General features: G+C 55.5%; 8 protein-coding genes. 7 read left to right on the top strand and 1 reads right to left on the bottom strand.

The window, feature by feature from the left end; all coding sequences use genetic code 11:
- The first annotated feature begins 5 nt into the window (after positions 1-5).
- The 6 genes from SFC07_RS12755 (at position 6) to SFC07_RS12780 (ending at position 6174) form a co-directional block, all read left to right on the top strand.
- Positions 6-896: a lysophospholipid acyltransferase family protein gene (locus SFC07_RS12755; protein ID WP_411208701.1), complete on the top strand. Its 891-nt coding sequence runs from the start codon at positions 6-8 to the stop codon at positions 894-896.
- Positions 893-1729 carry an HAD family hydrolase gene (locus SFC07_RS12760; RefSeq protein ID WP_411208690.1) on the top strand — a complete coding sequence of 279 codons (837 nt, stop codon included), beginning with the start codon at positions 893-895 and terminating at the stop codon, positions 1727-1729. The genes SFC07_RS12755 and SFC07_RS12760 overlap by 4 nt, the downstream gene beginning before the upstream one ends.
- 35 nt (positions 1730-1764) lie before the next feature.
- Entirely contained in the window at positions 1765-3294 is a 1530-nt protein-coding gene (glpK, locus tag SFC07_RS12765) for a glycerol kinase GlpK (protein WP_411208691.1), read from the top strand.
- 195 nt (positions 3295-3489) lie between these two features.
- Positions 3490-4950, top strand: coding sequence for a ferric reductase-like transmembrane domain-containing protein (locus SFC07_RS12770; protein WP_411208692.1), 1461 nt, complete (start codon positions 3490-3492; stop codon positions 4948-4950).
- Between the two features lie 16 nt (positions 4951-4966).
- Positions 4967-5431, top strand: a complete 465-nt coding sequence (locus SFC07_RS12775; protein ID WP_411208693.1) for an FMN-binding protein — start codon at positions 4967-4969, stop codon at positions 5429-5431.
- Positions 5431-6174: an FAD:protein FMN transferase gene (locus tag SFC07_RS12780; RefSeq protein WP_411208694.1), complete on the top strand. Its 744-nt coding sequence runs from the start codon at positions 5431-5433 to the stop codon at positions 6172-6174. The genes SFC07_RS12775 and SFC07_RS12780 overlap by 1 nt, the downstream gene beginning before the upstream one ends.
- A gap of 40 nt (positions 6175-6214) precedes the next feature.
- On the opposite strand, the gene SFC07_RS12785 is transcribed toward SFC07_RS12780, so the two are convergent.
- Positions 6215-8326: an N-acetylmuramoyl-L-alanine amidase gene (locus SFC07_RS12785; protein WP_411208695.1), complete on the bottom strand. Its 2112-nt coding sequence runs from the start codon at positions 8324-8326 to the stop codon at positions 6215-6217.
- A gap of 319 nt (positions 8327-8645) precedes the next feature.
- On the opposite strand from SFC07_RS12785, the gene glf reads away from it, so the two are divergent.
- Positions 8646-9851 carry a UDP-galactopyranose mutase gene (gene glf / locus SFC07_RS12790; protein ID WP_411208696.1) on the top strand — a complete coding sequence of 402 codons (1206 nt, stop codon included), beginning with the start codon at positions 8646-8648 and terminating at the stop codon, positions 9849-9851.
- Positions 9852-9937: the final 86 nt, after the last annotated feature.

Here is a 9937-nt window from a genome sequence, read left to right on the forward strand (position 1 = left end):
ACAACATGGTTAAAAGGAATGGATTCTTTGTTGAAAAGGATCTGCCCAAGGTTCCACTGCACTCGACTGAATCTCGGGAACCCGTGTACGCGCGCATCATTATTAATGGAATTCGCGGAGTGCTTAAAGCACAAGGGGTGAAAATCTACATCTTCGGCGCCGAAAATGTGCCAACTGAAGGTGGGGCCCTTTTGGCCATGAACCATACCGGGTACTACGACTTTATTGTCGGCGGTATCCCCGCCTTTGTGCGTGGCAAGCGCCTGGTGCGTTTTATGGCCAAAAAAGAAATCTTTGATACCCCAGTTGTGGGTACATTGATGCGCGCCATGAAGCACGTTTCGGTGGACCGCTCTGCCGGCGCTGGCTCCATCGAGGACGCCCGCAAGCACCTTAACGATGGCCAATTGGTGGGCATTTTCCCCGAGGCCACGGTGTCACGCTCCTTTGAAATCAAGGAACTGAAAACCGGCGCCGTGCGCATTGCCGATAGCGCCAACGTGCCGCTCCTCCCGCTCATTATGTGGGGTGGCCAGCGTGTTATCACCAAAGACATTGACCCCAACCTGGGCCGTTCCCACATCCCCATTTTTGTGCGCGTGGGCGCCCCAGTCGACGCCAGCGGTGATCCTGCCGAGGCCACCGAGCGCCTCTTCGAGTCGATGAAAGCGCTTCTCGACGAAACCAGCCAGCAGTATGAAGCTGAGTTTGGACCCTTCCCAGGTGGCGAGCCATGGCGACCAGAATCCTTAGGCGGTAGCGCTCCTTCATTGGAACGCGCGAAACTGTTGGAAATCGCCGAGAAGGAACGTCGACAAGCAAAAAAGGCCGCCAAAAAAGCTCAGGGTGGCCGTACTGGACTGCTGGGCAAACTGATTAAGTTAGTGAAAAAATGATCCTGCCTGGCCCCGCCCCCAAATTGGTGGCAACCGATGTTGATGGCACCCTGATTAATTCCTCTGAGCGGGTGCCGCAGCGCCTGCGCGAGGCGATTAGCCGATTGCATGATGAAGGCGCCGTGTTGGCGCTGTCCACGGGGCGGCCGGCGCGCTGGATTTACTCCGTGCTGGAGCAGCTTTCGGTGCGTCCGGTGTGTGTTTGCGCCAATGGTGCGGTGCTTTATGATTCCGCCACCGATGAGATTATCGCAGCTCACACCCTTAGTCCTGATGTTATGACGGCAACCGTTATGGCTGCGCGTGAAGCCTTGAAGGACCACGGTGGGGTGTGGGTGGCTGCGGAGCGCGCTGGTGCATCCGCCTATGACCGCGCGCAGGATCTGTACCTGGTTTCCCCGGAATATAGCCACGCCTGGCCCTCGGATTTGCACGGCACTGTGCCGGAAGCAGAAATTATTTCTGAACCCGCCACCAAGTTATTGCTGCGCAGTGATGTGTTGGACTCCAAGGAAATGTTTGACCTCATCCGTCCAGCTGTTCCGGAGACCCAAGCCCATGTGACCTTCTCCATGTCCGGTGGTCTGCTGGAGGTGGCAGCTCCTGGGGTGACCAAAGCTTTAGGAGTATCCCTGCTGGCTGAGCGCTTAGGAATTGCGCAGGAAGACGTTATAGCGTTTGGCGATATGCCCAATGATATTGAGATGCTGCAGTGGGCTGGACGTGGCATTGCCATGGGAAATGCCCGCCCTGAGGTGAAGGCTGTTGCCGATCATGTCACCGCCACCAATGACGAGGCTGGGGTAGCCGATGTTTTGGAATGGTGGTTTTAGGCGCCAAAACATAAAAGTCATGCGAAGATAAATCCATGACAACCTCAAAGGCCAATTCATATATTGCAGCAATTGACCAGGGAACCACGTCCACCCGTTGCGTGTTTATTGACCGCGCGGGCAACGTGGCGGCATCTGCCTCCAAAGAACATGAACAAATTTTCCCCCAGCGTGGATGGGTGGAACATGACGCCCTAGAAATCTGGGATAACGTCCGCTCCGTGGTGAGCCAGGCCATGGTGCAAATTGATATCACCCCACATGAGGTTGCCTCCGTGGGGCTGACCAACCAACGTGAAACCACCGTGGTGTGGAATAAACGCACAGGTCAACCCGTCTATAACGCCATTGTGTGGCAAGATACCCGCACCGCAGATTTCTGCAAAGAGCTCGCCGGAGATGAAGGCCAAGAAAAGTGGTTGGACCGCACTGGGCTGCTACTGAATTCCTATCCCGCTGGCCCCAAGGTCTCCTGGATTCTCAACAATGTCGAGGGCGCGCGCGAGCAGGCAGAACGCGGCGAGCTGCTTTTTGGCACCATGGATACCTGGATTTTGTGGAATCTCACTGGCGGTGTGCGTGGCGATGACGGTCAGGACGCCATGCACGTCACCGACGTGACCAATGCTTCCCGCACCCTTTTGATGGACCTGCGCACTCAACAATGGGACCCAGAGCTGTGCGCAGCACTTGATATCCCCATGTCCATGCTGCCGGAGATTAGGCCTTCGATTGGTGATTTCCGCTCGGTGCGCCACCGTGGAACCCTGGCCGATGTGCCCATCACCGGCGTGTTGGGCGACCAACAGGCAGCGCTTTTTGGCCAAGGTGGCTTCAAGGCCGGCGATGCCAAAAACACCTACGGCACCGGCCTGTTCCTGCTCATGAATACCGGTCCTGAATTGAAGATCTCTGAGCACGGCCTGCTCTCTACTGTGGCCTATCAAATCAAAGGTCAGGAGCCTGTTTTTGCGCTGGAGGGTTCGGTCTCCATGGGTGGCTCTTTGGTGCAGTGGCTACGCGATAACTTGCATATGATCCCTAATGCGCCAGCCATTGAAAACTTGGCTCGGGAGGTAGATGATAACGGCGGCGTACACGTGGTCCCAGCATTTTCCGGGCTTTTTGCGCCACGTTGGCGCCCCGATGCCCGTGGTATTATCACCGGCCTGACCCGTTATGCCAACCGCAATCACATTGCCCGCGCGGTGCTGGAGGCTAATGCCTTCCAAACCCGCGAGGTGGTAGACGCCATGGCTAAAGACGCTGGAAAGTCCCTCGAGGTGCTCTGCGTGGATGGTGCCATGGTGGAAAATAGCCTGCTGATGCAGATTCAGGCGGACTTCTTGGGCATTAAGGTGCAAAGGCTTAACGATGTAGAAACCACCGCCGTGGGTGCTGCCTATGCTGCTGGCCTGGGCTCTGGGTTCTTTGGCTCCATGGATGAGATCACTGAACATATTAAAGTGCAGCAGGTGTGGAATCCGCAGATGGATGAATCCGAGCGCGAAGAGAAATTTGCCGAGTGGAATAGGGCTGTGGAGCGGTCTTTTGAGCAGGCCTAGGTAGGTGATGGGAGAGCTCGAAATTAGCCAACCTTAAGTTTATAGCTCTCTAGCTATCTACTCTTGGCGTGGTCACAGCCTTTTCCGGGCTTCCCACCCACCAATTTTTATATACAGTAAGATCACAGAAAACTTGCATATAACTTGGTGGGTCTGCCCCAGTTGTTTGGGAAAATATGCGCTCATACTAATCCCATGACAACGATCTTCACGACGGCCCCGGGTTTTACCCACAGTGCATCTGCCGTCACCTCCGCCACGAACACCCGTAAGGGGCATCGTGAACCTTTAACTCCGAGGGGCCGTGCACTTCCCTCCTGGTCTGCCAGTGTGGTCTATGGCGCTGCCTGGCTCATTATGCTTTTTGTGGTCTACTTGTGGGTCCACGCCGGTGGTGTGCAATCGCTACTTGATGATCCCGCCGGTTCAGAATCCCTCAATTCACTAGGCCGTCTGCTGGGCTTAATCGCCAGCGCCGCCCTGCTTATTCAGGTGCTGCTCATGGCTCGCATCCCAGTGGTTGAACAAGCTCTGGGCCATGATCGCCTCACCTATATGCACCGCCTGGTGGGATTTACTTCTTTCTTCCTCATGATGGCCCACATTGTGCTCGTGGTGCTTGCGCAGGTTGATCCTGTTAGCAACCCTGCCAGTAGATTTATCGCGACCTTCTGGGATATGACCTGGACTTACCCCGGCATGCTCATGGCTGTTGCCGGTACCGTTGCACTGATCATGGTGGTTGTCACCAGCATGAAGGCAGCGCGCTCCTCCATGCGCTATGAAAACTGGCACCTCATTCACCTTTATGCCTACCTTGGCGTTGCTTTTGCGCTGCCACACCAGTTGTGGACCGGCACCTCCTTTATGGAATCACCACTGGCCCAAACCTTCTGGTGGGGTTTGTGGATCGCCTCTGCAGCAGCCGTGATCATCTTCCGCCTCCTGCTGCCAGTGGTGGTCTCCCTGCGTCATGACCTGCGCGTGGAATCTGTCAGCTTCCCGGCTGCTCCTGGCGGTGAGCCACTGGTTCGGGTTGTGCTCAAGGGGCGCAAATTAGACCGCATGCGCGTTGCCGGTGGTCAGTTCTTTAACTTCCGTTTTGCCGGCGCTGGTGTAACCAGGGCGCTGCCACTTTCACTTTCTGCAGATCCCACGGTGGACCGCTTGGAAATTACCGCAGCAGTCCGTGGCCGAAAAACCGAGCGCCTAGCAACCTTAAAGCCTGGTACCAAGGTGTTTATCGAAGGCCCTTATGGTCGCTTCCACAAGTACGCAAAATCTTTTGAGGATAGCGCTTTCATCGCCTCTGGCACCGGCATTATGCCGATTATTTCCCTTATTGAATCCATGGGCAATCAAGCACGGGGTTCGGTACTCATCCTGCGTGCGCGCAATGTGGAAACCTCACCTTATTTTGAGCGCGTCCAGCAGCTGACCCAGCAGTATGGCATTCGCGTGGTAGTAATGGCCGGTTCCCGGAATAACCCTTCCTATAAACCAGCTGCACTTGCCCAAGCCTTCGGCAGCATCATCCCCAATATCGCGCGCACCGATGTATTTATCTGTGGCTCTTCCAGCTGGATGAACCTTGCCTATGCAGCTGCCCGCAAATCAGGCGCTGGCATGATCCACGCCGAAAAATTCTCCATCTAGCCACAAAGGAATAATCATGAAGAAGATCGCCTGGTGGCTCATGTCCACCCTCACCGCGTGTGTTCTTATCCTGGGCTATCGCACCAGCTCACCCACCGAACCCGTCCTCGTATCGGAAACTGTTGCTGTGGGTCCTGCCGTAGCCGGTGGCTCCGATCCGGAAACCAGCACCGCAACCACCACAGAAACCGCAGTATCTAGCAACGATGGCACCTATACCGGTGCTGCCACGAGTACAAAATTTGGCCCGGTCCAGGTGCAGATCACCGTGAGTGATGGTCAAATCACCGCGGTGGAAGCCATCGATTACCCCACCGCCAACGGCAAGGACCAGCAAATTAACGCCCGCGCTATCCCGATCCTCAACAAGGAAGCCGTGGCTGCGCAGTCCGCCCAGATCAGCACTGTTTCTGGAGCAACCTATACCACCGACGGTTATATCACCTCCCTACAATCTGCCATTGACCAGGCAGGACTCTAATGCAACCCTGGGTTCGCGTGGAGCAGATTATGGGCCTGCCGATTTCCCTCCATGTGCGAGGGGGTGTCGTCGACAAGCAAGCAACGGCGTTTTTTGACCAGCTCAAGCGCGCTGACCACATCTTTTCCCTGTGGCGCCCGGAGTCCGATATCTCGCGCTTGGCGCGCGGCGAGGCCGGCGTTGCCCAGCTAAACCCGCTGGTCAATGAGGTGTGGGAGCTGGCTGAGGCGGCCGAAAAGGCCACCGGCGGTGCCTATACCGCTTTTGCGCTTCTCGACGACTACCGCCCGATTATCAATGGGAAACATGTATCCGCGCATTTTGATCCCACAGGCGTGGTCAAGGGTTGGGCGGTGGAAGAAGCAGCAACCAAGTGGCTGGAACCGCTGGTCGCAGAGGGTATGAGTGTGTGCGTAAATGCTGGCGGTGATGTGTGGATGCGTACCGCCGAGGATGACCCCGAGGGCTGGACCGTGGGCATTGAAAATGCTTTTAATCCGCAGGAAATTGCGCATGTGATCAAGGTGCGCAATGGGGCAGTGGCGACTTCTGGAACCTATGCCCGAGGCCGCCATATTTATTCCCCCGCACTGGATATGCCAGCGCCGTGGGTGGGTTCTTTGACCGTTAGTGGCCGTTCGTTGACCTGGGCGGATATTTGGGCAACTGCTGCTTTTACTACTGCGGAAGCAACTCTCGATCATAGCTGCGAAGTAGTGCTTGACCAGCGCCAGACATGCTAAAACCCCGCTGCCTCAGGGAAAGCAGCGGGGTTAAAGGGCTTTAGTTGGTGTGGATCTCGGTATTGCCAGTGGTCTTATCGAAGATAATATAACCATTTTGGAAATCGACACGCAGCTGGTTGCCAACGGTGTACTCATTGCTGGTTGGCAGGCCTAGTGGGCCAAGGTCCGCGCCTTGAGCAGCCCAGGCATCACCAATCGCGCCCCAGAGAGCGTGGGTTCCAGCCTCGGGGGAGGAAACCATGAGGCCGTTTTCAAAAGGCACAAAGGAAACCTCAGAGTTTTGATCGCTGGTGTAGTTCACCGTGGTTTCGCCGCCGGTGACAGCGCCCAGTACTGGTCCAAGTGTGCTGTTGAGATCATTCCAAGCACGGGAGTACTTGTTATCGCCGGTGAGGTCCATGATGGTATCAACCACTGGGATGATCTCACTGATCTTCATTCCATAAAGCACTGGCACACCATTGTTGTCGCCAATGTTATTGGCGAGCGTAGAGATATCATTGCTGCCCAAGATGGCTGCCAAGATAACTGCAGCGATGGAACCAAGGCCGGTGAGCAGGGAAGTGGTTTCAGAATCAGCGGAGCTGCCAGCCAGGAGCTCAGCCAGTTGATCATCGGTAGCTGGGGTCTCTACAGGTGCTGGGGCTGGTGCCGGCTCATTAGCTGCGGGAGCGGTTGTAGCCGGAGTAGAGGTGCTCTCGGTGCTGGTTGCAGAAGTGCTGCTTGGCACGCCACTGACCAAGGAGTTGTACTTAGCCTTGGCGATGCTGCGGATGGTGCTCATCTGCGCATAACCTGCATCACCTGGGCAGGACGTGGTGCCGACATCGCGGTGCGCGAAGATATTTGGCAGGGTCACGGCAGCGCCATAGGCATACTTGGAATAAGAGGTGCCCTCAGAGTAGTGGGTATCAGTTCCGGTTGGATCAAAACCTGCTACCTTTGCGCGCCAACCTGCGAGCTCACCAACGGACTGAATGGTAGCGCTGGATGGCTGCACGGTGGAGTAATCGCCCATCATGGAGATTGCCCAGGTGTTCTGGTTGAAGCCACCTGCGTGTGCACCCTGGACCGCACGGGTCATTCCGCCGTAACGACCTTCGTAGATGGTGCCGTACTTATCGACCAAGGACTGGTATCCAATATCGCACCAGCCGAGAGTCTTGGCATGATAGTTGTAGTAACCACGAACCTGCGCAGCAGACTGAGCAGGGGTGTAATCATTGCTACCTGCAGTGTGGTGAATGGTGATAGCAGAAACGCCATCATCAATGGTGGGGTTGCTACAGCGCAGGCTTTCATCTGCACCCCAGCCCGCACGAGAAATCACCTTTGGCATGCCATCGGTATCAGCAACGTTATCGATACCAACGCCAGCTTCCTCATTGCCATCAATAAAGACAGCATCCAGGCCTGCATCAACATCAGCAACTGGCTGAATCTCGCCATAGTTGGAAGGCAGTGGAGCAAGACCGTCGGTTGCTGCTGGGGTCTCAGCTTGAGTTTCGGCTTGAGTATCAGCGGAGTATTCTGCAGCTGGAGCAGCTTCGGCAGGTGCTGGTTCTGCTGGAGCAGCTTCTGCTGCAGGTGCCTCGACGGGAGCCTCAGCAGGTGCTGCCTCTGGAACCGCAACGCCGGCTTCATCTGCACCGGTTACGGCGGTTTGGTCGTCGAAAAGCTCAACGTTGTGGGTGGCTACCTGGATCTTGGTGGTAGGCCCATGCCAGATGAGGTCGGTGCCGTTTTTGGCTGCGGGGTCGCTGGACTGGGTGGCCAGTGGCTCCATGGCGTACCACTGGGACCAGCTGCCGTCGGCCTGCTCGGCGCGCACAAAAGAGGTGACGTCTTTTTGTCCGGTCCAGGTCAGAGCGAACATGGAAAATGGCTCGTCGCGCTGGAATTCCTTGACGGTGCGCGGGCCAGACCCCTCACCCTGAGCGGTGATGGCGGAATCTTCTACAAGCACGTTAGAGCCAGCGGAAAATGATTCCGACTCATTTTGCACGGCGACGGGGCCGATGCCTTCGCTCTGAGTGTTGAGGTACTGGGTGCCCGCAGCGGTCAGCCCGGAGGCGACCAATGCAGTGGACAAAAGAATTGCGAGTATCGGCTTATGCCTTATCTCGCTGATGCGGCGTCTTTGCTGCACGATAAAACTCCCTGATATGTGTGGTGCTGCTGAGACATTAAGAAACAACTGAGAAGCCTAGTGCACTTCTGGGGATAATGATACTTATGTGACTGAAGTTTTGTAGAGTGAGAAGGTTTTTGAAATATACCTGTGAAATCGCAAAACTTGGCTGAATTGCTAAAAATCCTGTGCCCAGTGGGTTTGCGGCGTGGTTGGGGCTTTGGTGGGTGCTGTTTGGGCGCGGGGGATGGATAAAAAGTTAAAAGATGCCGTGAAACCTGCCCAAAATAGGGTGTTCACAGTTCCCCTGGCGTCATGGTGGGTTAGTGTCAAAGCCATGACGGAATCACAAAACTACGATCTCATCGTTGTGGGTTCAGGACTTTTTGGACTCACCGTGGCGGAAAGAACCGCCAGCCAACTGGGCAAAAAGGTCCTCATTGTAGAACGCCGCTCCCACTTGGGTGGTAATGCCTACTCCGAGGCCGAACCAGAAACCGGCATTGAGATCCACAAATATGGTGCACACCTCTTCCACACCTCTAATAAGCGCGTGTGGGACTATGTCAATCAGTTCACCGATTTCACCGGCTACCAGCACCGTGTTTTTGCCATGCACGATGGCACCGCCTACCAATTCCCCATGGGTCTGGGCCTGATCAACCAGTTCTTTGGCAAGTACTACAGCCCAGATGAGGCTCGTGAACTGATCAAAGAGCAGTCCTCTGAGATTGACTCAGCTGCTGCATCCAACCTGGAAGAAAAGGCGATCTCTTTGATCGGCCGCCCACTGTATGAGGCCTTCATTCGCGATTACACCGCGAAGCAGTGGCAGACCGATCCGAAGAACCTCCCAGCCGGCAACATCACCCGCCTGCCAGTACGCTACAACTTCAATAACCGCTACTTCAATGACACCTATGAAGGTCTGCCAGTAGACGGCTACACCGCTTGGCTCGAGCGCATGGCTGACAATGACCTCATTGACGTTCGCCTGGATACTGACTGGTTTGATGTCCGCGATGACATCCGCGCAGCTAATCCAGATGCTCCAGTGGTTTATACCGGACCTTTGGATCTCTACTTTGATTACTCCGAGGGCAAGCTCGGTTGGCGTACCCTTGACTTTGAGACCGAGGTTGTTGAAACCGGCGACTTCCAGGGCACCCCAGTAATGAACTACAACGATGCTGATGTTCCATTCACCCGCATTCACGAGTTCCGCCACTTCCACCCAGAGCGTGAAGAGCAATACCCCAAGGACAAGACCGTCATCATGCGTGAGTTCTCACGTTTTGCTGAGGGCAATGACGAGCCTTATTACCCAATCAACACCCCAGATGATCGCGAAATGCTCAAGAAGTACCGTGAGCGTGCCGCTGCTGAGGCTGCTAATAATAAGGTGCTTTTTGGTGGACGCCTGGGTACCTACCAATACCTCGATATGCACATGGCAATTGGTGCGGCTTTGAGCATGTTCGACAACAAGCTGGCGCCATTCTTTAACGAGGGTGCTCCGCTTGAGCAGGAGCGTGGACACTAAAGCGCTTTGTTTAGGAAAAATCCCGAATTCAGTAATCCGAAAGGACTACTGAATTGGGAACCTTGGTGGAGCTGTGGCGGAAGCAG

It is taken from the genome of Corynebacterium callunae, assembly GCF_046592015.1.
Taxonomy (GTDB): domain Bacteria; phylum Actinomycetota; class Actinomycetes; order Mycobacteriales; family Mycobacteriaceae; genus Corynebacterium; species Corynebacterium callunae_A.

Coding starts and splice junctions, on each gene's coding strand:
- SFC07_RS12755 (WP_411208701.1), top strand. CDS start 6: ATGGTTAAAAGGAATGGATTCTTTGTTGAAAAGGATCTGCCCAAGGTT.
- SFC07_RS12760 (WP_411208690.1), top strand. CDS start 893: ATGATCCTGCCTGGCCCCGCCCCCAAATTGGTGGCAACCGATGTTGAT.
- glpK (WP_411208691.1), top strand. CDS start 1,765: ATGACAACCTCAAAGGCCAATTCATATATTGCAGCAATTGACCAGGGA.
- SFC07_RS12770 (WP_411208692.1), top strand. CDS start 3,490: ATGACAACGATCTTCACGACGGCCCCGGGTTTTACCCACAGTGCATCT.
- SFC07_RS12775 (WP_411208693.1), top strand. CDS start 4,967: ATGAAGAAGATCGCCTGGTGGCTCATGTCCACCCTCACCGCGTGTGTT.
- SFC07_RS12780 (WP_411208694.1), top strand. CDS start 5,431: ATGCAACCCTGGGTTCGCGTGGAGCAGATTATGGGCCTGCCGATTTCC.
- glf (WP_411208696.1), top strand. CDS start 8,646: ATGACGGAATCACAAAACTACGATCTCATCGTTGTGGGTTCAGGACTT.